Source organism: Corynebacterium faecium (assembly GCF_027257105.1).
In the GTDB taxonomy this organism is placed as follows: domain Bacteria; phylum Actinomycetota; class Actinomycetes; order Mycobacteriales; family Mycobacteriaceae; genus Corynebacterium; species Corynebacterium lehmanniae.
Genome location: NZ_JAPYJX010000004.1, coordinates 107,597 through 132,723, shown reverse-complemented (window position 1 = coordinate 132,723; position 25,127 = coordinate 107,597). Strand labels below are relative to the sequence as shown.

Sequence of the window (25,127 nt, the reverse complement as noted above, 5' to 3'; positions counted from 1 at the left end):
CGACCCCGCTAGCCGATGTCCACCGGGTTGACCTGGATGCGCAGCGGCAGGTCCTGCTTCGCCGTCGTCCACGCCACCGCGCCGGCACGCAGGGCCTTGCCCAGTGCGGTGCGCCCGGCAAGCGGGGTGCGCACCAAGATCCGCTGCGCGGGCCCGAGCGCCTCCCGGTTCCACTCGCCCGGCAGCCGCACCCCCGGCGGCAGATCCACCGGTCCGAGCAGCTCGGCGTGCTCGGGCAGCTCGGTGCGGGCGAAGAATTCCTCCAACCCGTCGCGTGGGGCGTCCACAACCGCCACGTGCACCGCCGGCGGGAAGCGGGCCTCGCGCCGCAAGGAAAGCTCCAAAGCTGCAAACCCGGGCGCGTCCCACCGGATCAGGTGCTGCACCACGGGCAGCGAGGGCTCGGCCACCACGACCACTTCCCCGCCGGCGCTGTGTGGCTGCACCAGCGTGGCCGCCCCCATCCACTTGGCAAAGGTGTCTTCCACCGCGCGCAGGTCGGGCCGCTGCAGCAGCGCCCAGGCGTCCAGAAGCACCGCCGCGCCGTAGCCGCCTTCGACGTGCGGCTCCGCACCCGGCGTGGCCACCACCAGCGCCGGGCCCGCCGGCACCTGCGCGCGCACGTTGTCGCCGCCCGAGGTGATCACCTTGTACTTGGCAAAGGCGCGGCCGAGCTCCTCGGCCGTGCGCTCGGTGCCCAGCACCACCGCGCGCAGCCTGCGCGAGCCGCACGCCGGGCACACGTGCGCCGGATCCATTCGCCCGCACCACCGGCACGTCGGCGCCGCGGCCTCGCCGCCCGAGGGCAGCCCGAGCGGCCCGTTGCACCACCGGCAGCGCGCCGGTGTGCGGCACTGCCCGCACGCCAGCGACTGGATGTAGCCGGTGCGCGGCACCTGGAACAGCACCGGGGTGCCGCGCTCGAGCGCCTGCGCCGCCGCCTGGAACGCCGAAGACGGCAGGCGCGCCTGCTTCGCGCGCGGGTCGCGCTCCATCTCAAAGTCCGAATCCCCCGCCGCGTGAATGTACGGCGAGCGGGTGCGCAGGCTCTGGCGCGGGGCGACCAGCTCGTGCATCCACCCGGATTCCACCAGCAGCTGCGCCTCCGCGGTGCGCGCGTGCCCGCCGATGACCAGCGAGCACCCCTCCTTCGCCGCGCGGGTGGTCAGCACCTCGCGGGCGTGCACGTACGGCGCGCGCGGATCCACCAGGTTGTCGTCGCCGTCGAACATCAGCGCCGCAAAGCGCAGGTTTTTCACCGGGGCGAACGCCGCCGAGCGCGTGCCCACCACGATCCGGCCCTGTCCGTGCAGCACCGATAGGTAGCGCGAGTACCGCGCCTGCGGGCCCTGCGAGGCCGTCAGCGTGGTCACCTGGCGCGCCCCCACGATCTCCTTCAGCGCCGCCTCGCACGCGTCCACGTCCTTCTGGTCCGGCACCACGATCAGCGCACCCGCACCGTCCAGGGCCACCTTCGCCGCCAACGACGCAAGTGCCGCGGCCCAGCTGTCCCCCGGTGCGACCTGCCAGGCCGCCCGCGCGATCTTGCCAGCGACCACCGCGTCCACGAACGACTCGCCAAAGGTGTAGGCGGTCCACGCCGACAAGTCCGGTTCCCCGGCCTCCCCCAGCTCCTCCCAGGGCGTGGAAGTGTCCGTCTCCTCCGCCTTCGCGTGGCGCGCCGGGATCGCGGAGCGGTAAATATCGGACCGCACGCCTGCGTAACGGTCCGCCAGCACGTCGATAAGCTCCCGCGTCCTCGCCGGGGCCACAACCTCCGGCGAGATGACGCGCTCGATGAAGCGCAGCGACCCCTCGTGCCGCGATGTCGAGGCACGCTCGAGCACCACGGCGTCCACGAGCCGGCCCGCAAACCGCACCCGCACCCGCACCCCGGGCTGCACCGCGTCCGCGTCCTGCGAGGGCACAAGGTAGTCGAACGGCCTGTCCAGGTGCGCCAGCCCGAGCATGGGCAACACGCGCGCGATTGGGGCTTCGGCGGCGGGCGTGTCAGACATGACCCCGGATTCTAAACCACCGTCCGACACCGCCTTGCCCGCGAGCGTTCCAATCCCCCGGCCCGGTCTTTTATGGAGTACTAATAAGACTGAAAGTTTTCCCCTTACGCGCGTTTGAAAGACCCCGCCGCCCCATGAAACGCCTGCTCACAGCAGTCACCTCTGCCACACTCCTCGCCGCTGCAACACTGGCCCCGTCCCCCGCCTCCGCGGATGTGTCCAAGGTCACGCAGCTCGCCCTGCCGCAGGACGCAAAGATCATCTCCGGCGACAGCTTCGGCCCCATCCTCGTGCAGGGAGCTGGGTTGCCTATCGACGGCAGCTCCGCCTTCATCGCCGGCTCCTCCGACCGCGCCCGCAGCGCCGTCGAGGACGGCTGGCGCCGCGCCTACAACGGTCTTCCCGGGCAGGTGAAGCAGGCCGTGCCGCCGCACCTGCGCCCGCCCGAGCCAGCGAAACCGGCCGACGTCACCGTCGCGCCCGCGCAGGAGCCAGCGCCGTCGCCGGTGCCGCCCAATTGCTACAACTGCGTCGCCATCACCTACGACGACGGCCCGGTCCCCGGCAGCACCGAGCGCCTGCTGGACATCCTCAAGCGCAAGGGCGTGCACGCGACCTTCTTCGTGGTGGGCCGAAACGCCAACGCGAACCCGCAGATCCTGCGGCGGATCCGCGACGAGGGCCACACCATCGGAAACCACTCCTTTTCCCACCCGGACCTGGCCAGGCAGTCCGATGGCGCCATTGCCGCCCAGTTGGACGACACGGACGCCGCGCTGCAGAAGCAGGCCGGCCTCGACCCGCACTGGTTGCGCCCGCCCTACGGCTCCCACAACCCGCGCGTGGCCTCCGCCGCGGGTGCCCGCGGCATGGCGCTGGCCGTGTGGGACGTGGACACCGCCGACTGGCAGCACCGCAACCCCGCCACCACCTGCAAGCGGGCGGTGGACGGCGCACGCGAGGGCTCCATCATCCTCATGCACGACATCCACCAGCCAACCGTCGACGCGGCGGAGTGCGTCATCGACGGCCTGCGCGCCAAGGGGCTCAATCCCGTTGGCCTGGACGAGATGATCAAACGACCCGAGGCGGGCCACGTCTACACGCGCGCGGATTAGTTCCTATACTCTTGCCCGTGACTGAACAGCAGGACAACGGCGGCCGCCACGGATGGGTCAAAGCCATCCCCTACGCCATGCTCGCCGCCTACGCGCTCGGGCCCCTGCTGCTCATCCCGTTGGTGGGTAACCCGTGGGTGATGGTCGGGTTCATCTTCGCAGTGGCGATCATCGCCGGGCTTATCGACGGCATCGCCTTCCGCCCCACTTTGTCCCTGCCCCTTTTGACCGGGGTGGGCTTCTGGATTGCCAAGTCCCTGTACTTCAACGACGGCACGTTCATCTACTCCATCGCGGTGACGCTCGTCTGCGCGGCGGCGATGTGGGTGGGGTCGTTGGTGGGCGGCAGCTCGTCGAGAAGCAAGGCGGAGGCGTAGCCGATGGAAACCTGGAGCCTCAACCACCCCGAATACGGCCTGATCGAGGTCCGCGTCGGTTTCGACCGCGACTTCGCCGCCGAGGATCCCAGCTGGCCCGGCGACGAGGCGGACAAACCCGGCGCCCTGGCGACGGCGGAGAGCTCCCTCAAAGAGCGGATCAAACTGTGGACGAAAAACCCCACCGAGCGCATGGAGGTGCGCGTCAACGGCGAGGTGCAGCACCGCTACAACGACGTCGCAAACGCTCGGCTGCCGCTGTTCGGAGACGGCCCGGCAGGCGGGCTGGAAACGCCGACGGGGCTGGGCACGGACCGCAAGAAGCCGCACCTGAAGCTGCAGGTCAGCAGCTTGGATGAGCTGCTCAGCGTGGAGTTTCGCGAAGGCGACACGGTGGTGGAGTTCGACCCGCCCGCCGGCTCTCGCGGCGCGCACAGGCGCGAAACCATGCAGTCCAGCGAGCTCAAGCGCACCCTCATCCCCATGGCGGAAGGGCTGGGCAAGGGCGGCTGGGCGCTCGCGGTGCTCGTGCTCGGCCCGATCATCTCGAGGTTCATCGGCTGGCTAGTTGGGTTTTTGCCCGACTGGGACCTGCCCGATTGGCAGCTGCCGCACATGGACCTGCCGGTGCCGTCGCTGCCACATTTCAACCTGCCGATGCCAGACATCGACCTGCCGGAGTTCCCCGAGGTTCCCGAGTGGGCGCTGTGGCTGCTCGAGTACTCGAAGATCTGGGTGCCGGTGGTCATCGGCATCGTCGTCGGCGTGGTCGCGCTGCGCAACCACCGGCGTTCCGAGCAAGAAAAAGCCGCCTGGCAGGAACACCAGGCGGACAAGACACCGGAGACGGACTAGACGCCGGCGGCGCCCTTCAAGTCGTCGACCTTGTCGGTGCGCTCCCACGGCACGTCGATGTCCGTGCGGCCGAAGTGGCCGTACGCGGCGGTTTGCGCGTAGATCGGGCGCTTGAGGTCCAGCTCGCGGATGATCGCCTCGGGGCGCAGGTCGAAGACCTTCTCCACCGCCTGCTGGATGCTCTCGTCCGTCTGGCCCTCCGCGGCGGTGCCGAACGTCTCCACGTACAGCCCCACCGGGTTCGCGCGTCCGATGGCGTAGGCCACCTGCACCTCGACGCGCTCCGCTAGGCCCGCGGCGACAATATTCTTGGCCACCCAGCGCATCGCGTACGCGCCGGAACGGTCCACCTTTGAGGGGTCCTTGCCGGAAAACGCGCCGCCGCCGTGGCGAGCCATGCCGCCGTAGGTGTCCACGATGATCTTGCGGCCGGTCAGGCCGGCGTCGCTCATGGGGCCACCCTGGATGAAGGAGCCGGACGGGTTGACCAGAACCTTGGTGTCCTCGCGGTAGTACTGCTCCAGGTTTGCGTCCTTGAGCACCCAGTTGATCACGTGCTCGCGAAGCGCCGCCTCCAGCGCCTCGCCGGTGAAGTCCGGGTCGTGCTGGGTGGAGATGACGATCGTGTCGATGAACGCCGGGGTCTGGCCGTCGTAGGCGAAGGTCACCTGGGTCTTGCCGTCCGGGCGCAGCCCCTCGACGATGCCCTCGTGGCGCACCTCGGACAGGCGGCGGGCCAGGCGGTGCGCCGTGGAGATCGGCAGCGGCATGTACTCGGGCGTCTCGTTGGTGGCGTAGCCGAACATCAGGCCCTGGTCGCCCGCGCCGGTCTGGTCGTCCTCGCCGGTGGAAGTGTTCTCGCGGACCTCCTGGGACGTCACCACGGAATCGTGGATCTCCGAAGACTGGTCGCCGATGGCGATGTTCACGCCGCAGCTGCGGCCGTCGAAGCCGACCTCAGAAGAGTCGAACCCGATCTCCACCAGCTTCTCGCGCACGATCCGCGCGATGTTGGAGTAGGCGGAAGTGCGCACCTCCCCCGCCACATGCACCTGGCCGGTCGTGGCGAGGGTCTCCACGGCCACCTTCGCGTCCGGGTCCTGAGCGAGCATGTCGTCCAGGATCGAGTCCGAAATCGCGTCGCAGATCTTGTCGGGGTGGCCCTCGGTGACCGATTCGCTTGTGAACAAGCGGAAGTACGTATCAGTGGACAAAGCAGTCTTTCCTTAGCGTCTATGCGAACGTGTAGCGTTCCGGCGGCGTCCAACGGCTGAAACGGGAACGGCACGTCGTGAAGTGATGCCCACGATAGACCAAGCTGTCTAAATGTGCAATGTCACTGCGAAAGGCGCTCGACGGCGTCCCAGATCCGGGCCGCGACCTCGTGCTTGGTGCCGTCGGGAATCTCCTCTTCGCGGCCGTCTGCGCTAAGCAGCCAGCCCCGGTTGCGGGCCTGGCCGAACACGCCGCCGCCGGCCACGGAGTTGAGCATGAGCATGTCCGCGCCCTTGCGCTTGAGCTTGGCGCGGCCATTTTCGAGCTCGTTGTCCGTCTCCGCGGCGAAGCCGATGATGGTCGCGGCGGTCTCCCCCGCCTCCCGCATCTGGACCAAGCCCTTGAGGATGTCCGGGTTTTCGGTGAGGCGGATCGTGGACAGCGCGTCATCGGCTTTGCCCTTCTTCAGCTTCGTGCTCGCTTCTGCTTTTGGACGGAAATCCGCCACGGCAGCAGCCATAATCACCACGTCGGCCTCCGGCGCTCGTTCCGCCATCGCCTGTTGCATTTCGCGGGTGGAGCCGACCTTGATCACCTCCGCGCCCGACGGCGGATCCAGCGCATCGGTCGCCCCCGCCACGATGGTCACCTTCGCGCCTCGTTGCGCGGCGACGTCGCCGAGCGCGTAGCCCTGCTTGCCGGAGGACCGGTTGCCGATGTAGCGCACCGGGTCAATGTTCTCCTGGGTGCCGCCCGCGCTGATCAGCACGCGCTTGCCCGCAAGGGTCGGGGCGAATGTGCTAGTGCGCAGCACCGTGCGAGCGAGTTCGGCGATCACGTCCGGTTCCAGCAAACGCCCGGGCCCGGTGTCTTTGCCAGTGAGACGCCCGTGCGCGGGTTCAAGCACCGTGATACCCCGCTCGCGCAGCGTGGCGACGTTCGCCTGCGTGGCCGGGTTGAGCCACATCTCGGTGTGCATCGCGGGGGCAAGCACCACCGGGCACGTGGCGACGAGGATGGTCGAGGTGAGCAGGTCGTCCGCACGCCCCGCGGCGGCCCGAGCCATGAAGTCCGCGGTCGCTGGCGCCACGACGATCAGGTCGGCCTCCTGCCCCACCCGCACGTGCTGCACCTCGTCGACGCGGGTGAACACTCCGGTGTCCACCGGGTTGCCGCTCAACGCCTCGAACGTCGCCGCACCCACGAAATTGAGCGCGTTCTGCGTGGGGATCACCCGGACCGCATCACCCGCCTCTTTGAAGTTCCGGACAAGATGGCAGGCCTTGTACGCGGCGATACCGCCGGAGACTCCTACGACAACACGCAGCGGATGGGACGAGTGTGGGGCTTCGCTCATGAGCCCCAAGCATACAAAACCGCCGCCGCCCAGCATGATTGCTGGGCGGCGGCGGACACCTGCAGAGCGCTAGCGCAGTGCTCTGGCAATGGGGTGAGGCTTACTGGCCTTCCTCGTGCTCGAGCAGTCCTGCCTCGATCTCGCGCAGCGCGATCGACAACGGCTTCTCGCCCGGCTCTGGAGAGACCAGCGGACCCACGAACTCGAAGACGCCGTCCTCGGAGTTCTGGTAGAAGCTGTTGATCTGGCGGGCACGCTTCGCTGCGAAGATGACGAGCGCGTACTTCGACGACACCTTGGTCAAAAGCTCGTCGATCGGGGGCGCCGTAATGCCCTCCGGAGTGTCGTAAACGTTCTCCTGCTGGGTGGTTTCCTCAGCAGCGGACGTCTCGGACAAATCCTTGGTTGTGTTGCTCACGTGTAACCCACTCGCTAACTGTTGTTGGAAGATGTGCCTTGAAGAATGCCGGCGATGGTGGCCACTGCCGTGTCCACGTTGTCGTTGACCACCACGACATCGAACTCGCCCTGGGCGTCGAGCTCCTCGCGGGCGGTGGTGAGCCTGCGCTCGATCACCTCCGGGGTCTCGGTGCCGCGCCCGGTGAGCCGCTGGACAAGAATGTCCCACGACGGCGGCGCCAAAAACACGGTCTGCGCTTCTGGCAGCAGGCGCTTGATGTTCCGTGCGCCTGCGAGGTCAACTTCGACGAGGACGGGACGGCCCGCATCCATGGCTTCCTGCACCGGCCCGGCGGGTGTGCCGGAGCGCTGCAGCCCTCCGTGGATGTCGGCCCACTCCAGCATCTCTCCGCGGTCGATGCGGCCCTGGAAGTGCTCTGGGGTGACAAAGAAGTAGTCTTTCCCGTCCACCTCACCCGGGCGCGGAGCGCGGGTGGTCATGGACACCGAGAAGTACAAATCCGGTACGGCGCTGCGAAGGCCGCTCACCACCGTCGACTTACCCACCGCGGACGGGCCGGCCAAGACGACCAGCTGTCCGCGGGGAGCCACCTCAGACACGACTAATTCTCTTCGTAGCCGAAGCGCTCGAGCAGCGCGCGACGCTGACGGTCACCGAGGCCGCGCAGACGACGGGTCTGAGCGATCTCCAGCTCCTCCATGATCTCGCGGGCCTTGACCTTGCCCACCTTCGGCATTGCCTCGAGGAGTGCGGAGACCTTGGTCTTGCCGATGATTTCGTCGGTGTCAGCCTTGTTCAAAACGTCCTTGAGCGTGGTCTCGCCGCGCTTGAGGGATGCCTTCAGCTCAGCACGCGCCTTACGGGCCTCTGCTGCCTTCTCAAGTGCTGCCTTGCGCTGCTCATCGGTCAACTGTGGAAGTGCCACGGGTTCCTCCATGTAATAGTTACGAACAATTGTCCAGTCCGACATGTGCCGGATCCGGGGCGCACTCCTCCGAATGTCATCGGTGCAATTCGCCACGTTCGGCACAGTCTAACACTGCTTTATTCTGCAACAGTTCCGCGGAGCGCGTTGTACACCGCATTTCTCCACGTCACCGTGCGACGGGACTAAACTACCAGGGATTTTGCTGGGCAGTTAATAGACCCTAGCCTTTCGCCTGTTTCCCCAGGTCAGATACGCGTTTGCGCAGCTCAGCCACATCCGGACCAGCAGTGAGCACCGAACGCGAAACACTCGGGAAAACCAGGTGTCCAATTTCACCCGCGATGGCTTCCGCATCGGCCATCGTCGCTCCCTGCGCGCCCACTCCGGGCATCAGCACCGGGGCGTTCAGGCCGTCGAGCACCGGCGGGGTTTGCACGGTCGCGCCGACGACCACGCCGACGTGCCCGATGTATTCAGGATCGTCGGCACGGTTGTACTGCGCGCACTCGTCGACCATCCGCTGCGAGAGCATCTTGCCGTCGATCGTGCCGGTTTGCAGCGCCACCGCCTCCGGATTGGAGTTGGCGGCCATGACAAACACGCCCTTGCCGTGCTGCGCAGCCAATTCGATTGCCGGGTCGAGCGATCCGACGCCGAGGTACGGGGTCACAGTCAGCGCGTCCGCCTCCAGCGGAGCACCGGGCGCAAGCCAGGCTGACGCGTATCCCGCCATCGTGGAGCCGATATCGCCGCGCTTCGCGTCGGCGATCACCAAGGTGCCGCTCTCGCGCAGCCGGGCGAGCGTGTTCTCGAGCACCGCGAATCCGGCTGCGCCGAAGCGCTCGAAAAACGCCACCTGCGGCTTGACTACCGCGGCGTGGCCCGCGAAGGCCTCCACGCACGTCTCCGAGAACGCGCGCAGCCCCTCGACAGTGTTGTCCAGCCCCCACTGCTCGAGCAGCGCGGCGTGCGGGTCAATGCCCACGCATAGACGGCCGTGCTCCTGCCCGGCCGCCACAAGGCGCTGGCTGAAGGTCTGCGCAGCCACTACTTCGCCTCTGCCTTGCCGTGCTCGAGCTCCTGCAGGCTAGTCACCGAGATTTCGTTGGCGCGGATAGCCTCGATGCCCTGCACCGCCGCGGTGACGCCCTGCACGGTGGTCATGATGGCCACGTCGGCGACGACGGCAGCCGCGCGGATGTCGTAGCCGTCGTGGCGCGCGCCAGCGGAACCTGCCGGGGTGTTGAGCACCAGGTCGATCTCGCCGTCGAGGATGCGGTCCACGATGGATTTGCCCTCGGCACCCTCACGGACCTGGGACCCCTTGAGCACAACCTCGCACTCGATGCCGTTGCGGCGCAGCATCTGGGCGGTACCCTCCGTGGCCAGCACCTTAAAGCCCATGGTGGACAGCCGCTGGATCGGGAAGATGAGGGTGCGCTTGTCGCGGTTGGCCAGCGAGACAAACACGGTGCCTTCGGTGGGCAGCTCGCCGAACGCGGCGGCCTCCGCCTTCGCGTACGCCACGCCAAACGACGGCGCCAGGCCCATGACCTCGCCGGTGGACTTCATCTCCGGGCCGAGGATGGTGTCCAGCAGCGCGCCGTCCGGGCGGCGGAAGCGGGTAAACGGCAGCACGGCTTCCTTCACCGCGATCGGGTGCTCCATCGGCAGCGAGCCGCCGTCGTAGTCGGACGGGATCAACCCCTCCGAACGCAGCTGGGCAATCGTAGTGCCCATCATGACGCGCGCGGCCGCCTTGGCCAGGTGCACGCCGGTGGCCTTGGACACAAACGGCACGGTGCGCGATGCGCGCGGGTTGGCCTCGATGACGTAGAGGATGTCGTCCTTGAGCGCGAACTGCACGTTCATCAGGCCCTTCACGCCGATACCGTGCGCGAGCGCCGCCGCGGAACGGCGGACGTTGGCGATGTCATCCGGGCCCAGCGTCATCGGCGGCAGCGCACACGCGGAGTCGCCGGAGTGGATGCCGGCTTCCTCGATGTGCTCCATCACGCCGCCGAGGTAGACGTCCGTGCCGTCGCAGAGCACGTCGACGTCGATCTCGATGGCGTTGTCCAGGAAGCGGTCCACCAGCACCGGGTGGTCCGGGGACAGTTCGGTGGCGCGCTCGATGTAATCGCGGAGGTTGTCCTCGTCGTAGACGATCTCCATGCCGCGCCCGCCCAGCACGTAGGAGGGGCGCACCAGCACCGGGTAGCCAATGCGGTCCGCCACCTCGCGCGCACCCTCGAAGGTGGTTGCGGTGCCGTAAGCCGGGGCCGGCAGGTTCGCCGCGTCGAGCACCTTGCCGAACTCGCCGCGGTCCTCCGCCATGTCGATGGCCTTGGGGGAGGTGCCAACCACGGGCACGCCGGCGTCCTCAAGCTGCTGCGCCAGCCCCAGCGGAGTCTGGCCGCCCAGCTGGACGATCACGCCGGCGACGGTGCCGGTGGCGGCCTCGGCGCGGTAGATCTCCATGACGTCCTCGAACGTCAGCGGCTCAAAGTAGAGGCGGTCCGCCGTATCGTAGTCGGTGGAGACAGTCTCCGGGTTGCAGTTGACCATCACCGTCTCGTATCCCACACGCGACAGCTCAAGCGCCGCGTGCACGCACGAGTAGTCGAACTCGATGCCCTGGCCGATGCGGTTCGGGCCCGAGCCGAGGATGATCACCTTCTCCTTCCCGCTGTCGCTCGAGGAAGAAACAACCTCATTTTCCGCCTCCGGGTCGAGCTCGTAGGCGGAGTACAGGTACGGCACCTTCGCGTCGAATTGGCCCGCGCAGGTATCCACAGTCTTAAAAGTCGGGGCAATCCCCAGCGACCAGCGCAGCTGGCGCACCCCGGACTCCCCCGCCAGCTCCGGACGAAGCGCGGCGATCTGGGCGTCGGACAGGCCGAACGCCTTCGCCTCACGCAAAAGCTCGGCATCGAGCACCGGGGCGTCGACAAGCTGCTGCCTGAAGTCAATGAGCGCGACGAGCTCCTCCAGGAACCACGGGTCGATGCCGGAGGCCTCGTAGACCTCCTCGACGCTCGCGCCCAGGCGCAGCGCAAGCTCTACGTCGTAGAGACGCTTGTCGGTGGGCACCTTCAGGTCCTCGAGCACCGCGGCGGCGTCGGTTGCGCGCTCGCCGGCGAAGTACTCGTCCGGCTTGGTCCAGAAACCGTTCGGCTTGTCCTCCATCGAACGCATAACCTTGTTCAGGCCCTGGATGTAGTTGCGGCCGATGCCCATCGCCTCGCCCACAGCCTTCATGGACGTGCCCAGGGTCTCGTCGGAGCCAGGGAACTTCTCAAAGGCGAAACGCGGCATCTTCACGATGACGTAGTCGAGCGTCGGCTCCGCAAGCGCGGTGGTTTCGCCGCCGGTCATGTCGTTCGGGATTTCGTCGAGCGTGTAGCCGATGGCCAGCAGGGTGGCCACCTTGGCAATCGGGTAGCCGGTGGCCTTGGACGCCAGCGCCGAGGACCGCGACACGCGCGGGTTCATCTCGATGGTGATCATGCGGCCGTCTTTGGGGTTGATGGCGAACTGGATGTTGCAGCCGCCCGTTTTCACGCCGACCTCGCGGATGATGGCCTTGCCCTGCTCGATCATGGCGGTGACCTCGGGCTCGGTCATCGTCAGCACCGGCGCCACGGTGACCGAGTCGCCGGTGTGCACACCCATTGCGTCCACGTTCTCAATGGTGGCGATGGCGATGCAGTTATCCGCGGAGTCGCGGATGAGCTCCAGCTCGATTTCCTTCCAGCCCAGGATGGATTCCTCGATCAGCACGTTCGCCTCCGGCGAAGCCACCAGGCCGTCGCCGGCGATGCGGTGCAAATCATCCATGTCGTACGCCAGGCCGGAGCCGAGCCCGCCCATGGTGAACGAGGGGCGCACCACACACGGGAACCCCAGCTCCGCGACGGTCTCCTCCACCTCTTCCATGGTGAAGCAGACGCGGGAGCGGGCGGATTCGCCGCCAATCTTGTCCACGATGTCCTTGAATTTCTGGCGGTCCTCGCCGCGCTCGATGGCGTCGATGTCCGCGCCGATGAGCTCCACGCCGTGCTTTTCCAGAATGCCGAGGCGGTCCAGCTTGATCGCCGTGTTCAGCGCAGTCTGGCCGCCGAGGGTGGGCAAAATAGCGTCGACCGGGTGGCCCTGCTCGGCTTCGCGGGCGAGGATGCGGTCGATGTAGCCGGGCTCAATCGGTTCCACGTAGGTGTGGTCGGCAAACTCGGGGTCGGTCATGATCGTCGCCGGGTTCGAGTTGACCAGCGTCACCCGCAGGCCTTCGTCCTTGAGCACGCGGCACGCCTGGGTGCCGGAATAGTCGAACTCGCAGGCTTGGCCGATCACGATCGGGCCGGAGCCGATGACCAGGACGTGGTTCAAATCGTTACGCTTCATGTCTGTATCTCCTGGTCTTTCTCTTAGGCTGTGTGCTTTTCGACGGTGACCTGCCCCCGCACCGACTTCCCCTCGCGGGCAGCAGCGGCCAGATGGCGGACGAGCTTGCGGGTGTCCACGCCCCACAGGCCGGTAATCCCCTGCGCCTCGAGCTCTTCGGCGAGGGTGCGCTGGGCGTTGTGGTTGGAGGCGATGCGCGCGAGGTCGCGCACGATGACTGCTGCGGCGGTGATGTCGGTGCTGCCGGATGCGCCCTCGCCGGTCCAGCCGACGTTGCCCACCTGCGGGGTGGCGAAGACGAGGATCTGGCCGAAGCGTTCCGCCTCGCACAGCTCGCGCTCGTAGCCGAACATGTCGGTGGTGAAAGCGACCTCGCCGGCGATCTCACTGGCGCCATCCGCAGCCGGCGTCGCGCCGAAGATGAAGCCGGGGAAGGCGGAGCCGTCGTCAAGCACGAGCGTTGCGCGCGTGCGCTGGGGTTGTGTGGTGGTGTTCTCAGACATGGTTTACGCCTTCTTCGCGTCGTAGGTTTGGGTGCCGCGCAGCCAGGTGCCAACCACGCGGGCGGAAAATTCGATGCCTTCGTACGGGGTGTTCGATGCCTTGGACGCCATCTCGTCGCCGTGGGCGGTCCACGGCGATTGCGGGTCCACCAGCACCAGGTTGGCCGGCTCGCCGACGTTGATCGGGCGGCCCTGGTCTTTCAGGCGCAGGATCTCGGCCGGCCGCTCGCTCATGACCTTGGCCACGAAGCGCCAATCGGCCAGCCCCGGCTCGACGAAGATGCGGTGTACCACGGCAAGGGAGGTCTCCAGGCCGAGCATGCCGGGCTTGGCGTTTTCGAACTCCACGCACTTGTCTTCGGAACCGTGCGGGGCGTGGTCGGTGGCGACCACGTCGACGGTGCCGTCGAGAAGCGCCTGCTTGAGCGCCTCAGCGTCGCGCGCCTCGCGCAGCGGCGGGTTCACGCGGAACAGGCCGTCGTAGGTGTCCAGCTTCTCGTCGGTGAGCATCAGGTGGTGCGGCGTGACCTCAGCGGTGACGTCGATGCCCTGGTTCTTGGCAAAGCGCAGAAGCTCCACGGTGCCCTCGGTAGAAGCGTGGCACAGGTGGTAGCGGCCGCCGTAGTCGCGGGTCATGATCGCGTCGCGGGCCACAATGGACTCCTCCGCCACGCGCGGCCAGCCACGCAGGCCCAGGCGCGCGGCCTGATCGCCCTCGTGGGCGGACGCGCCTTCCGTCATGCGGTGGTCCTCGGCGTGCTGCGCGAGCACCACGTCGTGCGCCTTGGCGTACTCGATGGCGCGGCGCATCAGCTGCGGGTCGTTGACGCACTTGCCGTCGTCGGAGAACATACGCACGCCGCTGCGGGACATCAGCCCGATCTCGGTGAGCTGCTCGCCCTTCAGCCCCTGGGAGATGGAGCCGACCGGGTAGACGTCGCACTTGCCGTACTCCTGGCCCTTCGCCCACACCGCCTCGGCGAGGAAAGGCTGGTCGATCACCGGGTTGGTGTTCGCCATGGTGAACACGGCGGTGAACCCGCCCTTGGCCGCGGCGTCGGAGCCGGTGGCGATGGTCTCGGTGTCCTCGCGGCCCGGCTCGCGCAGGTGCACGTGCATGTCCACCAGGCCCGGCAGCAGCACGTTGCCTTCGCAGTCCATAACCTCGTCCGCGTCGTCGAAGGGGTTCTCCCCGATTGAGTCGATCACGCCGTCGGCGACGTCGATGAGAATGTTGGTCACGTCCTCGCCGTACGGGCGGACGTTGTTCAAAGCGAGCGTGGTCACTTGCTGGCTCCTTCCTCGTTGCCGCCCTGCTCTCCTGAGCTGGCGAGCAGCGTAAACAGCACGGCCATGCGGGTGTAGACACCGTTGGACACCTGGCCCAGCACCACGGCGTTGTCGCGGTCCGCGACGTCGAAGTTGATTTCCATGCCGCGCAGCATCGGGCCCGGGTGCATGATCAGCGCCGAATCCTTCATGCGGTTCGCGCGGTCCTTGCTCAGCCCGTACAGGGTGGCGTACTCGCGGTGCGACGGGAAGAACCCGCCGTGCATGCGCTCAGCCTGCACACGCAGCATCATCACCACGTCCGCCTGCTCGACCTCCGCGTCGAAGTCGTGCGACACACGTGCCGGCCAGTACTGCACGCCGGTGGGCAGAAGCGTCGGCGGGGCCACCAGCACAACCTCGGCGCCGAGGGTGTGCAGCAGGTCCACGTTGGACCGCGCCACGCGCGAGTGCAAGATGTCGCCGACGATGAGCACGGTCTTGCCGGCCACGTCGCCGATGTGCTGGCGCATAGTCACCGCGTCCAAAAGCGCCTGGGTGGGGTGCTGGTGTTGGCCGTCGCCGGCGTTGATGATGCTGGTTTCCGGCAGCCACTTGCGCAGAAGCTGCGACGCGCCCGAGGCCGGGTGGCGCATGATGATCGCGTCCGCGCCGATAGCCTCGAGGGTGGCCGCGGTGTCTTTGAGCGACTCGCCCTTCTTCACCGAGGACGAGGACGCGGACAGGTTGATCACGTCCGCGCTCATCCACTTGCCCGCGGTCTCAAACGAGGACCGGGTACGGGTGGAGTTTTCGTAGAACAGCGTCATCACGGTGCGACCGCGCAGGGTGGGCAGCTTTTTTATCTCGCGGCCGTCCAGGGCTTCGCGGAAGCGGTCCGCCTCGTCCATCAGGCCGACAATTTCCTCGCGGGAAAGGTCCGCGATGTCGATCAGGTGCTTCATTTACGCCTCCCTAGCCAGCGTGACCCGGTCCTCGGCATCGAGCGGCGTCAGCGACACGGTGACGTCCTCGTCCTTCGAGGTGGGGATGTTTTTGCCCACGTAGTCCGCGCGGATGGGCAGTTCTCTGTGGCCGCGGTCCACCAGCACCGCCAGCTGGATGGCTGCGGGGCGGCCGATGTCGCGCAAGGAATCCAGCGCCGCGCGGATCGTGCGGCCGGAGTACAGCACGTCGTCGACAAGGATGACCACTGCCCCGTCAATGTCCACCGGGATGTTGGTGGGCCGCAGGGCGCGGTGGGGGCGGTTGCGCAAGTCGTCGCGGTACAGCGTCACGTCCAAGCTGCCCACGGGGATCGCCACCCCGGAAAATTCTTCAACGGCCTCAGCGATGCGCTGCGCCAGCGGCACTCCCCCGGACGGAATTCCCAGCAGCACAACCTGCGGGCTGGTCTCATCGTCCAACGCCGTTTTCTCGATGATCTGGTGCGCGATGCGTGCAACAGTGCGGCCGACGTCTTGAGCGTTCAGCAACTCAACGGTCGACCGTTCGTTCTCACTCATCGAACCTCCTTCCCCGCCTCACAGTGCGGAATTTAAAGGATTTCGAACCGGCCCCGCCTGCCGGGGCCGTGTGTAGTCTTGGGACCGGGTTTCACCTTAGCATCTGCGCGTATAAACCGGGAAGGATTCCATGGGCATCCACGCTGAGTACACCCTCCCCTTCGACCGCGACACCGTCTGGCGCTGGCACACCCGCCCAGGCGCGGTCACCCGCCTTACCCCCGGGTTCCTGCCGATGCGGGTGGCAAGCGAAGCGGCGTCGATACGCAGCGGCACCACAGTGTTCCGCCTCCCCGTGGGCCAAAAGTGGGTCGCGCGCCACCTCTCCGACGGCTACGTCGGGGGCCACCAGTTCACCGACGTCGCCGCGAACCAGCCGGTGCGCGCGGCCACCGGTTGGCGCCATGTGCACCGCTTCGAGGACGTAAGCGAGGGCACATTGCTTATCGACGACGTCAGCGCCCGCATCCCAGAAGCCGCGCTCCGCCCCGCCTGGGCTTACCGCCAGCGCCAGTTGGTGGAGGACCTGCGGTTCATTGCTTCCCTGCCTCACGCCGCCCCGAAGACGGTGGCCATGACCGGCTCCAGCGGCCTCGTCGGCACCCACCTACGCGCGCAGCTGACCACCGCCGGGCACACCGTGATCCCGCTGGTGCGCGGAAAGGCAGGTCCCGGTGAGAGGCACTGGGACATGAACAACCCGGCGCCCGACCTGCTAGCCGGCGTCGACGGGGTGATCCACCTCGCGGGCGAGACCATCATGGGCCGGTTCACCGAGGAAAAGAAGCGCAAAATCCGTGACTCTCGCGTGGAGCCCACCCGCAAACTCGCCCACCTCGCCGCGGACTCGGGAGTGGAAGTCTTCGTCGGCGCCTCGGCGGTGGGGTACTACGGGACAGATGCTGGCAGCGTTCCACGCACCGAGGCTGACGGGCCCGGCGAGGGGTTCTTGGCCGAGGTCTGCGACGCCTGGGAGCACGCCGCCAATGTCGACGGGGTACGCAGCGTGCACATCCGCACCGGGCTGGCGCTGTCCAGCGCTGGCGGGCTGTTGCCGGTGCTCAAGGCCAGCGTCAACGCGGGGCTCACCGCGCAGTTCGGCCGCGGCGATTTCTGGATGAGCTGGGTGGCGCTGGACGACCTGACCGACTTCTACGTCCGCGCTCTGCTGGACGGCACGGTGTCCGGGCCCGTCAACGCCACGGCGCCAGAGCCGGTGACCAACGCCGAGATGTCTGCCACCCTCGCCCGCCTGCTGCGCCGGCCGGACCTGTTTTCCATCCCGACGTTCGGCCCGAAACTGCTGCTGGGCAAAGAGGGCGCGCACGAGCTCGCGCTGGCGGACCAACGTGTCTTGCCCACCGTGGCGGCCGAGCACGGCTGGCGGCTGCGCTACCCCAGCCTCGACGCAGCCCTGCGCCACGAGTTGGGCCGCGAGCAGCTGCTAGTCTCGCAGGCGTGACTACAGATCAAACCGAAGAGCCCGTCCAGCCGAGCGAGCACCCCGAACGCAACGTGACCGAGAAGGTCACGCCCGAGGCCGTCGCAGCGATCTTCGAGGAGGAAGACCTCGAGTACCGCATCGAAGACCAGCTGGTGCGTTCCGGCTTCATTAACGCCGCCATTGCGGTCGTCATCGACGGCGACCACCTCGTGTTCGAGGCGCTGTGGCGCGGCGAGTTCCCCCGCGAGATGGCGCCGAAGGTGCTCTACGCGTGCAACGAGCACAACCAAACGCACTTCGCGCCCACCCTGCGCTTCTTCGAGCGCGGTGAGGACCAGCTGGCCATCAGCGCGATCCGCTCGATGCGCATCACTGAGGGCGCGTCGTTCAACCAGCTCGGCGCGTTCATCGCCAGCTCCATCGACACCACCTTGCAGGCCTTCGACTTTTTGAAGAACACTTTCCCCACCGTTGTCACCTGGGAGGAGCCGCAGTAATGAGCAACGCAACACTCGTGACCATCGACCGCGTTATCAAGGCCATGGCCGGCCACGACGTGGAGGTTGCCGACGACCCCTCGGGCCGCGCGGGCCACGCCAACGTCAACGGCTACAACCTGCTGTTCGTGCTGCTGGATTCCGTGCTCATCGTCCGCGCGGACTCCGTCACAGACACCCCGGCCGACACGCCTGACGCCACGTTGTACCTGGCGGCGAACCAGGTCAACAGCTCCTACCTGGACGCGCGCGCACTGGTGGTCAACCGGACCGAGAACCTCGTCGTGCGCACCGAGTCCGAGATCCAGGTTGGCGCGGGGCTCGCGGACGACCAGCTCTCAAACTCGCTCAAGGCCGCCGTCGACGGCGTGCTGGCCACCCAGGACGCGATGCGCGCACTGGTCGGCGAGATTCAGAAGCAGGCCGAGGCCGCCGGCGTCGCGCCGGCTGACGGCGAGGACAGCGCGAACTCCGCCGACTAGGAGTTCGCCAGACGCTCCAGCTCGACCTCGGGGTCGAAGTCGGCGGCAGGCCACTCGAGGTTGAGCGACTTCAGCGCGTCGAAAAGCAACGCCTTGACCACCGTGCGGCAGTACGTCTTGTTGTCGGAAGGAATGCAGTACCACGGCGCGACCTCTGTGGACGTGCGCGTCATTGCGATCTGGTAAGCGGCCATGAACTGGCTCCACAGCTTACGGTCGTCGATGTCGGAAGGGTTGTACTTCCAGTGCTTGTCGGCGCGCTCGATGCGCTTTTTCAGGTTTTCCGCCTGGAACTCGCGCGAGATGTGCGGCATCACCTTGATGATCTTCGTGCCGCGCGCCGCGAGCTCGTTCTCGAACTCCACGATCGCGCCGTAGCGGCGCTCGATCTCCTCCGGCGGCGCCATCTGCTTCACGCGCTGCACCAGCACGTCCTCGTAGTGCGAGCGGTCGAACACCGCGATCTGCCCCGGCTTGGGCAGGTGCGGGGTGAAGCGCCACAAGAAATCGTGGGCGGCTTCCTCCTCCGTCGGGCGCCCGAATCCCTGGACACGCACGCCCTGCAGGTCCATGGTCGCCCCGATGACGTTGCGGACGATGCCGCCCTTGCCGGCGGTGTCCATGCCCTGCAGCACCAGCAGGATCGAACCGGCGTCCTCGTTGCCGGCGCGTCCGTTGGCGAAGAGCATCTCCTGCAGCTCATCAAGGTCGTCGTCGTAGTCGTGGAACGCGTCGTCCACGTCCGACACCCCCGGTGTCGCAGCTGGGTCCACGTCCGCGAGCTGGTACTCGGGACCGACGAAAAACTGCTTGGCTTCCTCAACGGTGAGCTTCGACATGTCGCTTCCTTTCGGTGGTGTTCGGTCTGGAAGTCGAGTAAAGGAGGTCGAGTATGCCGCTCAATGGGCGTGTACTCGACCTCCTCTACTCGACTTTCTGCCGGGCCCGGTACTAGCCGCGGGTCCCGTCCGTCGCCCGTTCCCCGGCCTCCAAGTCTTCGGTGGACTCGGCGATCTCGCGGGCCGTGGCTGCGTCGGTGTCCTCCGCCTGCTCCAGCCCGGAGTCCTCCGAGTGCTCATCGGTGGGGGCACTCTCGTCCTCTACCGGGTAGGCGTCTTCCGCGCCCTCGCCGGCAAACGGTGAGTTGGAAGCCGCCCGCTGCGCGATACCGTCGAGCACAACGTTGATGTAGGGCGCGGCCTGTGCGCCGGAGTACTCCGCGGCCATCTCCACGCCCTCGGCGATTGAGACCGGCGCATCCACCTCGTCGTTGAACAGAATCTCCCACGCCGCGACGCGGAGAATCTGACGGTCTACGGCTGGCAGACGGAACAGCTCCCAGTCCTCGGAAAGGTGGCGCTCAATGGCATCGTCGAGGTCGTCCAGCTTCTCCGCCGCACCCGCCACGATGGTGCGGGTGTAATCCGCCACCGGCGCGACTGCGTTGAGCGGGTCCTGGGACAGCTGGGCGCGGTCCTCCACGATGGAGACCGGGTCGATGTCGCGGGTCTCCGCCTCGAAAAGGATGTCTACTGCCCGGCGACGCGCACGGTAGCGCGCGCCGTGTCGTTTGTAATCGGGCATTAGTTGTTCACGCGAGACAGGTACTCGCCGGTGCGGGTGTCCACCTTGACCACGTTGCCAGTCTCCAGGAACAGCGGCACCTGGATCTCAGCACCGGTCTCCAGGGTTGCCGGCTTGGTGCCGCCGGTGGAGCGGTCGCCCTGCAGGCCCGGCTCGGTCTGCTCGATCTTCAGGTCCACAGAGATCGGCAGCTCGGCGAACAGCGCCTCGCCCTCGTGGAAGGAAACCTGCACGCGCATGTTCTCCAGCAGGAAGCGAGCGGCATCGCCGAACTTGTCTGCCGGCAGCTCGTACTGCTCGAACGTCTTGTCGTCCATGACAACGTAGTTGGTGCCGTCGTTGTACAGGTAGGTCATGTCGCGTCGGTCAACGGTTGCGGTCTCCACCTTCACACCAGCGTTCCAGGTCTTGTCCACGGTCTTGCCGGTGACAACGTCCTTGAGCTTGGTGCGCACGAACGCCGGGCCCTTGCCGGGCTTGACGTGCTGGAACTCGATGATCTGCTGCAGCTTGCCTTCGTTCTTCAGCACCAGGCCGTTCTTGAAATCGGCGGTAGTTGCCATGGTAAGTACCTTCCTCCTGGGAGTATCGGGGCGTGTGCAAACACAGCAATGTTACAGCACTGTCAGTTCCTTGGTGTACTCCGTGATCACCTTCGGCGCCGCCGAGGTGATGATGAGCGTGTCCTCAATACGCACGCCGGCCTTGCCCGGGATGTAGATGCCGGGCTCGATGGTCAAGGTCATGCCCTCCTCGAGCACGCCCGAACCGGTCTTTGCCGCGCTGGGAGCCTCGTGCACGTCCAGGCCCACTCCGTGGCCGGTGGAGTGCACGAAGTACTCGCCGTATCCGGCCTCCTCGATCACGTCGCGGCAGGCCTTGTCCACGTCCACAAGCTTCGTCCCCGGCACCGCCGCCTTCACTCCCGCGAGCTGGGAAGCGAGGGTGACCTCGTAGATCTCTCGCTCGAGGGAGCCGATCTCCCCGATCGCGAACGTGCGGGTCATGTCCGAGTTGAAGCCGAGGCGGTGCATGCCGAAATCGATGGTGACCAGATCGCCCTCCGCGATCACCCGGTCGCCGGCGCTATGGTGCGGCTTCGCCGAGTTCGGCCCGGAAGCAACGATGGTGTCGAAGCTGACGCGCTCCGCGCCGAGCACGCGCATGCGGTGTTCCAGGTCCGCCGCGACTTCCCGCTCGGTGCGGCCGGCGCGCAGCTCGCCGGCGTCCAACACTGCGTCGATCGCCTGCACCGTCAGCTCCGCAGCCTCCGTCAAGCGCGTGAGTTCCAGGTTGTCCTTGATCAGACGGATCTCCTCGATCACCCCGCTGACAGGCACGAGAGTGACCCCCTCGGGGCACGCCTCGCGCAGCTTCTCCAGCTGGGCAACCGAAACGTAGTCGGCTTCAAAGCCCACGCGGTGCCCCTCGGCGGCCTTGGACAGCATGGCCACGCCGACGTTGCGCTCGATGGTGGCCGCAATGTCCGGCACTTCCTCGCCGATCTGGGTGGTGTAGCGCCCGTCGGTGGCAATTGCGGCGGTGCGGTCCTTCGACACCAGCATCGCTCCGTTCGACCCGGAGAAGCCAGACAGGTAGCGCACGTGGGTCAGGTGGGTGACCAGCATGTCGTCGATGCGGCGCTCCGCCAGCTTCGTGGACAGTTTGCGGCGACGGTCCTCAAAACGGGTGTCTGCCAATGCCATTAGAGCCTCCTTGCGTAGTACTCGAGCGCGAGCCGGTAGCCGTCCACCCCCAGCCCCGCAATGACGCCTTCGGCGATCGGCGAAAGGTAGGAGTGCGCCCGAAACGGCTCGCGCGCGTGCACGTTGGAAATGTGCACCTCGATAAAGCCGTGGTGATCTTTCAGTTCTACCAGCGCGTCGCGCAGCGCGACTGAGGTATGGGTAAATCCGCCGGGATTGATCACCACGGCCCACCCGTTATCCGCCGCCTCGTGCACCCAGTCGATCAGCTCGCCCTCGTGGTTGGACTGGCGGCACTCCACCTCCACGCCGAGCTCGCCGCCGCGCTCACACAATTGCTTCTCGACGTCTGCCAGTGTCACCGACCCGTAGATCTCCGGCTGCCGCTTGCCCAGCCTGTTCAAGTTTGGCCCGTTTACCACCAGAATCTTCATCGCTACTCCGAAATCGCCTCGTACGCCGCGCGCATCTCCTCCACCGTCGCGTCCTCCAGCCTGGTGGCCGAGCCCAACCCGTCGAGGACGACGAAGCGGATACGCCCGTCGCGGTTCTTTTTGTCCAGCAGCATCGCGTCGTGCAGCTCGTCGAACGCGCCCGCCTCGTAACGGGTGGGAAGGCCCGCCTTTGTCAGGATTTCTTCGTGGAGGGCGACCAAGGATGCGTCGATAAGCTTCCTGCCCAATGCCAGGTGGGCGACGAACATCATGCCCACCGCGACCGCGTTGCCGTGGCGCCAGGTGTAGTTCTCGCGGCGTTCAATGGCGTGGCCGAGGGTGTGGCCGTAGTTGAGAATCTCGCGCAGGCCGGACTCCTTGAGGTCCTGCCCGACAACACTCGCCTTCACCGCCACGGAACGGCGCACCAGCTCCGGCCAGTGGTGCTCGGCGCCGTCCTGGTAGAGCTCCAAAATGCGCGGGTCCGCAATAAAGCCGGTCTTGATCAGCTCGGCGGAGCCTGAGACCACCTCCGTTTCAGGAAGGGTGTCGATGCGGGCGAGGTCGATGAACACACTGTCCGGCTCGTGGAACGCCCCGACGAGGTTCTTGCCAGCCGCCGTGTTTATGCCGGTCTTGCCGCCGACGGCCGCATCCACCATGGCCAGAAGCGTGGTGGGCACCTGCACGACCTTGATGCCGCGCATCCACGTCGCCGCGGCGAAGCCGGCAAGATCCGTCACTGCGCCGCCGCCGAGGCCGACAACGACATCCTGGCGGGAAAAGCTGTGCGCGCCGAGGGTGTCCCACAGACTGGAAAGCACAGCCAGGTCCTTGCCCGCTTCCGCATCCGGCACGCACACCGCCACCGGCTCCACACCGGCGGACTCAAGCTGCTGCGCAAGCTCGCGCGCGGCATCAACCAGCGGCGCCTGGTGCACGACGAGTGCGCGGCGCGCGCCGACCTGTGCGACGCGCTGAGCCGCCTGGCCCAGGTTGCCGCGCCCGATATTGACCGCGTACGGGCTTTGCCCCGTCACCTCAACTACAGCCATGCGCCTCGCCTTTCTCCCGCAGGGCTAATCCACGTCAATGAACCCGAGGACTTCCGCCACCACACGCTGCGGTGGGCGCTCGTCCGTGCGCACGCGGAAGCTGGAGACCTCCCGGTAGAAGGACTCTCGCTGCTCCAAAAGGTCCCGGTAGCGCTGTTCGCGGTCCTCGCCGTCGAGCACCGGACGCGACGCATCCTCCGCCGTGCGGCGAATTCCTTCCTCGGCGGTGACGTCGATCCACACCACGGTGTGGCGCTGCAGGAGCGTGCGCACCTCTTCGGTGACAATCGCGCCGCCGCCGAGGCTGACCACCCCGCCGGTGGCGAGCGCGCGGGCCACGTAGCCCACCTCGAGCTCGCGGAAGGTGTCCTCGCCGAGCTCCGAGTACAACTCGCCGCAGGCCTTGCCCTCGCCCTGCTCCATGAGGAGATCGGAGTCCACGATGGGCAGGTTCAGTGCGCTGGCGATCCGCCGGCCAATCGTCGACTTGCCCGCACCCGGCATGCCCACTAGCACAACACGCGGCGCGGAGTGCACCAACGCAGGCGCCGCAGTGACGAGTTCGGTCGCACTCGGCGCATCGTTCTCGTCGAACGGTGTTGCGCTGTCCGCGCCATCAGCGCGCGCGTCTTCCGGAGCGAGACCGTGCACCAAATCGTTGACAATATCTGCCGGGGATGCCCCGGCCGGAGTGGTCATGCCAAATCCTCCTCTTGGGCGAACGCGAGCCGCACCGCCGCGTACGCGCGGTACGCCTCCACGTTGCGTCGAACCTCATCCACAGTATCGCCGCCGAACTTCTCCGACACGGCTTGCGCGAGCACCAGCGCCACCATCGCCTCAGCGACGACTCCACCAGCGGGCACCGCGCACACGTCCGAACGCTGGTGAATGCCGGTGGCGGCTTCCCCGGTGGACATGTCCACGGTCTTCAGCGCGCGCGGGACAGTCGAAATCGGCTTCATGGCCGCACGCACGCGCAACTGCTCGCCGTTGGTCATGCCGCCCTCGAGGCCGCCGGCACGGTTCGTTGAACGTGTCACGCCGCCCTGCCCGCGCACCATCTCGTCGTGCGCCTGCGAACCCCGGCGGCGGGCCTCCTCGAAACCGTCGCCGACCTCGACACCCTTCACAGACTGGATGCCCATCAGCGCGCCAGCCAGGCGCGCGTCAAGGCGGCGTTCGCCGGAGACGTGCGAGCCCAGGCCGACCGGCAAACCGTCCACGATGACCTCGACAACGCCGCCGAGGGTGTCCCCGTCCTTCTTCGCAGCCTCGATGCGGGCGACCATGTCCGCCTCCGCTTCTTTGTCGTAGGCGCGGACCGGGGAGGCGTCGATAGCCTCAATGTCCTCGAAGCTCGGGTGCGGCCCTGCGTACGGGGCGGACTCGCCGATGGAGATCACGTGCGAGAACACCTCCACACCGAGGGTTTCGCGCAGGAAGCTACGGGCCACAGTCGCAGCCGCCACGCGCGCCGCGGTCTCGCGCGCGGACGAGCGCTCGAGCACCGGACGGGCGGAGTCGAAGCCGTACTTGATCATGCCCGCGAAGTCTGCGTGGCCCGGGCGCGGGCGGGTCAGCGACGCTCCGCGCCCGGACGACATGGCCTTCGCCACCACCGGGTCCTCCATGTCCACGGGTTCCGCGGACATGATCGTGGTCCACTTCGGCCACTCGGTGTTGCCGATCTGAATGGTGATGGGGCTGCCGATGGAGGTCCCGTGGACCACGCCGGTGAGAAGCGTAAGCTCATCGGCCTCGAACTTCATGCGTGCTCCACGCCCGTATCCGAGCCGGCGGCGCGCCAGCTGGTGGGCGATGTCTTCCTTGCGCACCGGCAATCCAGCCGGCGCGTTTTCCACTAACGCAATGAGGGCTTGGCCGTGCGACTCCCCGGCCGTTGTCCAACGAAGCATGGCGACATTCTTGCA

At 67.0% G+C, this 25,127-nt stretch carries 26 protein-coding genes; 6 read left to right on the top strand and 20 right to left on the bottom strand.

Annotation, left to right across the window (positions count from 1 at the left end):
* Positions 1-8 precede the first annotated feature (8 nt).
* Positions 9-2,018: a primosomal protein N' gene (locus O5O53_RS05585; protein ID WP_269509730.1), complete on the bottom strand. Its 2,010-nt coding sequence runs from the start codon at positions 2,016-2,018 to the stop codon at positions 9-11.
* A 134-nt stretch (positions 2,019-2,152) separates the two neighbouring features.
* Here O5O53_RS05585 and O5O53_RS05580 point away from each other — a divergent pair, with 134 nt between their 5' ends.
* From O5O53_RS05580 to O5O53_RS05570, 3 genes are read left to right on the top strand one after another with little or no spacing between them, the layout of a single operon-like run.
* Positions 2,153-3,136 carry a polysaccharide deacetylase family protein gene (locus tag O5O53_RS05580; protein ID WP_269509726.1) on the top strand — a complete coding sequence of 328 codons (984 nt, stop codon included), beginning with the start codon at positions 2,153-2,155 and terminating at the stop codon, positions 3,134-3,136.
* A 17-nt stretch (positions 3,137-3,153) separates the two neighbouring features.
* On the top strand, positions 3,154-3,513 hold the full coding sequence (locus tag O5O53_RS05575) for a hypothetical protein (protein ID WP_269509723.1): 360 nt from the start codon (positions 3,154-3,156) through the stop codon (positions 3,511-3,513).
* A gap of 3 nt (positions 3,514-3,516) precedes the next feature.
* Positions 3,517-4,368, top strand: a complete 852-nt coding sequence (locus O5O53_RS05570) for a hypothetical protein (RefSeq protein WP_269509720.1) — start codon at positions 3,517-3,519, stop codon at positions 4,366-4,368.
* Here O5O53_RS05570 and metK read toward each other — a convergent pair.
* The 11 genes from metK to pyrR all read right to left on the bottom strand — a co-directional run bounded on the left by metK (position 4,365) and on the right by pyrR (position 15,991).
* Entirely contained in the window at positions 4,365-5,582 is a 1,218-nt protein-coding gene (gene metK, locus O5O53_RS05565) for a methionine adenosyltransferase (protein WP_269509717.1), read from the bottom strand. The two genes, O5O53_RS05570 and metK, sit on opposite strands and share 4 nt — an antisense overlap.
* A gap of 122 nt (positions 5,583-5,704) precedes the next feature.
* Entirely contained in the window at positions 5,705-6,940 is a 1,236-nt protein-coding gene (gene coaBC, locus O5O53_RS05560; RefSeq protein WP_269509714.1) for a bifunctional phosphopantothenoylcysteine decarboxylase/phosphopantothenate--cysteine ligase CoaBC, read from the bottom strand.
* A 100-nt stretch (positions 6,941-7,040) separates the two neighbouring features.
* Positions 7,041-7,337, bottom strand: coding sequence for a DNA-directed RNA polymerase subunit omega (gene rpoZ, locus O5O53_RS05555; RefSeq protein ID WP_239306450.1), 297 nt, complete (start codon positions 7,335-7,337; stop codon positions 7,041-7,043).
* Between the two features lie 35 nt (positions 7,338-7,372).
* The gene (gene gmk / locus O5O53_RS05550) at positions 7,373-7,960 is read right to left on the bottom strand and encodes a guanylate kinase (RefSeq protein ID WP_269509711.1); all 588 of its coding nucleotides are present in this window, start codon (positions 7,958-7,960) and stop codon (positions 7,373-7,375) included.
* Between the two features lie 2 nt (positions 7,961-7,962).
* Positions 7,963-8,286 (bottom strand): integration host factor, actinobacterial type, encoded by a 324-nt coding sequence (gene mihF, locus O5O53_RS05545; RefSeq protein WP_181888497.1) that lies wholly within the window; start codon positions 8,284-8,286, stop codon positions 7,963-7,965.
* Between the two features lie 223 nt (positions 8,287-8,509).
* Positions 8,510-9,337: an orotidine-5'-phosphate decarboxylase gene (gene pyrF, locus O5O53_RS05540; protein WP_269509707.1), complete on the bottom strand. Its 828-nt coding sequence runs from the start codon at positions 9,335-9,337 to the stop codon at positions 8,510-8,512.
* Complete coding sequence (carB, locus tag O5O53_RS05535; protein WP_269509703.1) at positions 9,337-12,693, bottom strand: carbamoyl-phosphate synthase large subunit; 3,357 nt, start codon at positions 12,691-12,693, stop codon at positions 9,337-9,339. The genes pyrF and carB overlap by 1 nt, the downstream gene beginning before the upstream one ends.
* 23 nt (positions 12,694-12,716) lie before the next feature.
* A complete protein-coding gene (locus O5O53_RS05530; protein ID WP_269509700.1) occupies positions 12,717-13,196 on the bottom strand; it encodes a carbamoyl-phosphate synthase domain-containing protein in 480 nt (159 codons plus the stop codon).
* A gap of 3 nt (positions 13,197-13,199) precedes the next feature.
* Positions 13,200-14,483 carry a dihydroorotase gene (locus O5O53_RS05525; protein ID WP_269509698.1) on the bottom strand — a complete coding sequence of 428 codons (1,284 nt, stop codon included), beginning with the start codon at positions 14,481-14,483 and terminating at the stop codon, positions 13,200-13,202.
* A complete protein-coding gene (locus O5O53_RS05520; protein ID WP_269509695.1) occupies positions 14,480-15,430 on the bottom strand; it encodes an aspartate carbamoyltransferase catalytic subunit in 951 nt (316 codons plus the stop codon). Before O5O53_RS05520 ends, O5O53_RS05525 begins: the two co-directional genes overlap by 4 nt.
* The gene (pyrR, locus tag O5O53_RS05515; RefSeq protein ID WP_181888503.1) at positions 15,431-15,991 is read right to left on the bottom strand and encodes a bifunctional pyr operon transcriptional regulator/uracil phosphoribosyltransferase PyrR; all 561 of its coding nucleotides are present in this window, start codon (positions 15,989-15,991) and stop codon (positions 15,431-15,433) included.
* 130 nt (positions 15,992-16,121) lie between these two features.
* Here pyrR and O5O53_RS05510 point away from each other — a divergent pair, with 130 nt between their 5' ends.
* Genes O5O53_RS05510 through O5O53_RS05500 form a run of 3 tightly spaced genes read left to right on the top strand, consistent with a single transcriptional unit; the run spans position 16,122 to position 18,414 of the window.
* Positions 16,122-17,453 (top strand): TIGR01777 family oxidoreductase, encoded by a 1,332-nt coding sequence (locus tag O5O53_RS05510; protein WP_269509692.1) that lies wholly within the window; start codon positions 16,122-16,124, stop codon positions 17,451-17,453.
* Positions 17,450-17,932 carry a YbjN domain-containing protein gene (locus tag O5O53_RS05505; protein ID WP_269509689.1) on the top strand — a complete coding sequence of 161 codons (483 nt, stop codon included), beginning with the start codon at positions 17,450-17,452 and terminating at the stop codon, positions 17,930-17,932. The genes O5O53_RS05510 and O5O53_RS05505 overlap by 4 nt, the downstream gene beginning before the upstream one ends.
* Positions 17,932-18,414 (top strand): YbjN domain-containing protein, encoded by a 483-nt coding sequence (locus O5O53_RS05500; protein WP_269509686.1) that lies wholly within the window; start codon positions 17,932-17,934, stop codon positions 18,412-18,414. The genes O5O53_RS05505 and O5O53_RS05500 overlap by 1 nt, the downstream gene beginning before the upstream one ends.
* On the opposite strand, the gene O5O53_RS05495 is transcribed toward O5O53_RS05500, so the two are convergent.
* From O5O53_RS05495 to aroC, 8 genes are all read right to left on the bottom strand, one after another.
* The gene (locus O5O53_RS05495) at positions 18,411-19,253 is read right to left on the bottom strand and encodes a PPK2 family polyphosphate kinase (protein WP_269509683.1); all 843 of its coding nucleotides are present in this window, start codon (positions 19,251-19,253) and stop codon (positions 18,411-18,413) included. The genes O5O53_RS05500 and O5O53_RS05495 overlap by 4 nt on opposite strands.
* A gap of 112 nt (positions 19,254-19,365) precedes the next feature.
* Positions 19,366-19,998, bottom strand: a complete 633-nt coding sequence (gene nusB / locus O5O53_RS05490) for a transcription antitermination factor NusB (RefSeq protein WP_269509680.1) — start codon at positions 19,996-19,998, stop codon at positions 19,366-19,368.
* The gene (gene efp, locus O5O53_RS05485) at positions 19,998-20,561 is read right to left on the bottom strand and encodes an elongation factor P (RefSeq protein ID WP_181888509.1); all 564 of its coding nucleotides are present in this window, start codon (positions 20,559-20,561) and stop codon (positions 19,998-20,000) included. The genes nusB and efp overlap by 1 nt, the downstream gene beginning before the upstream one ends.
* A gap of 51 nt (positions 20,562-20,612) precedes the next feature.
* Entirely contained in the window at positions 20,613-21,704 is a 1,092-nt protein-coding gene (locus tag O5O53_RS05480; RefSeq protein ID WP_269509677.1) for a M24 family metallopeptidase, read from the bottom strand.
* A complete protein-coding gene (gene aroQ / locus O5O53_RS05475) occupies positions 21,704-22,138 on the bottom strand; it encodes a type II 3-dehydroquinate dehydratase (protein ID WP_239306408.1) in 435 nt (144 codons plus the stop codon). Before aroQ ends, O5O53_RS05480 begins: the two co-directional genes overlap by 1 nt.
* Positions 22,139-22,140: 2 nt before the next feature.
* Positions 22,141-23,193 (bottom strand): 3-dehydroquinate synthase, encoded by a 1,053-nt coding sequence (gene aroB, locus O5O53_RS05470; protein WP_269509674.1) that lies wholly within the window; start codon positions 23,191-23,193, stop codon positions 22,141-22,143.
* A 24-nt stretch (positions 23,194-23,217) separates the two neighbouring features.
* Entirely contained in the window at positions 23,218-23,697 is a 480-nt protein-coding gene (locus tag O5O53_RS05465; RefSeq protein ID WP_239306449.1) for a shikimate kinase, read from the bottom strand.
* Between the two features lie 191 nt (positions 23,698-23,888).
* Positions 23,889-25,112 (bottom strand): chorismate synthase, encoded by a 1,224-nt coding sequence (gene aroC / locus O5O53_RS05460; protein ID WP_269509671.1) that lies wholly within the window; start codon positions 25,110-25,112, stop codon positions 23,889-23,891.
* Positions 25,113-25,127 lie beyond the last annotated feature (15 nt).

Excerpts from the sequence above, each read along its gene's own strand:
- O5O53_RS05530 (WP_269509700.1), bottom strand. The coding sequence starts at position 13,196 with ATGTCTGAGAACACCACCACACAACCCCAGCGCACGCGCGCAACGCTC.
- O5O53_RS05465 (WP_239306449.1), bottom strand. The coding sequence starts at position 23,697 with ATGCCGGGTGCGGGCAAGTCGACGATTGGCCGGCGGATCGCCAGCGCA.
- O5O53_RS05510 (WP_269509692.1), top strand. The coding sequence starts at position 16,122 with ATGGGCATCCACGCTGAGTACACCCTCCCCTTCGACCGCGACACCGTC.
- coaBC (WP_269509714.1), bottom strand. The coding sequence starts at position 6,940 with ATGAGCGAAGCCCCACACTCGTCCCATCCGCTGCGTGTTGTCGTAGGA.
- O5O53_RS05500 (WP_269509686.1), top strand. The coding sequence starts at position 17,932 with ATGAGCAACGCAACACTCGTGACCATCGACCGCGTTATCAAGGCCATG.
- O5O53_RS05570 (WP_269509720.1), top strand. The coding sequence starts at position 3,517 with ATGGAAACCTGGAGCCTCAACCACCCCGAATACGGCCTGATCGAGGTC.
- O5O53_RS05495 (WP_269509683.1), bottom strand. The coding sequence starts at position 19,253 with ATGTCGAAGCTCACCGTTGAGGAAGCCAAGCAGTTTTTCGTCGGTCCC.
- O5O53_RS05580 (WP_269509726.1), top strand. The coding sequence starts at position 2,153 with ATGAAACGCCTGCTCACAGCAGTCACCTCTGCCACACTCCTCGCCGCT.
- O5O53_RS05480 (WP_269509677.1), bottom strand. The coding sequence starts at position 21,704 with ATGGCATTGGCAGACACCCGTTTTGAGGACCGTCGCCGCAAACTGTCC.
- nusB (WP_269509680.1), bottom strand. The coding sequence starts at position 19,998 with ATGCCCGATTACAAACGACACGGCGCGCGCTACCGTGCGCGTCGCCGG.
- carB (WP_269509703.1), bottom strand. The coding sequence starts at position 12,693 with ATGAAGCGTAACGATTTGAACCACGTCCTGGTCATCGGCTCCGGCCCG.
- aroB (WP_269509674.1), bottom strand. The coding sequence starts at position 23,193 with ATGGCTGTAGTTGAGGTGACGGGGCAAAGCCCGTACGCGGTCAATATC.
- O5O53_RS05520 (WP_269509695.1), bottom strand. The coding sequence starts at position 15,430 with ATGAAGCACCTGATCGACATCGCGGACCTTTCCCGCGAGGAAATTGTC.
- aroC (WP_269509671.1), bottom strand. The coding sequence starts at position 25,112 with ATGCTTCGTTGGACAACGGCCGGGGAGTCGCACGGCCAAGCCCTCATT.
- pyrR (WP_181888503.1), bottom strand. The coding sequence starts at position 15,991 with ATGAGTGAGAACGAACGGTCGACCGTTGAGTTGCTGAACGCTCAAGAC.
- O5O53_RS05585 (WP_269509730.1), bottom strand. The coding sequence starts at position 2,018 with ATGTCTGACACGCCCGCCGCCGAAGCCCCAATCGCGCGCGTGTTGCCC.
- efp (WP_181888509.1), bottom strand. The coding sequence starts at position 20,561 with ATGGCAACTACCGCCGATTTCAAGAACGGCCTGGTGCTGAAGAACGAA.
- aroQ (WP_239306408.1), bottom strand. The coding sequence starts at position 22,138 with ATGAAGATTCTGGTGGTAAACGGGCCAAACTTGAACAGGCTGGGCAAG.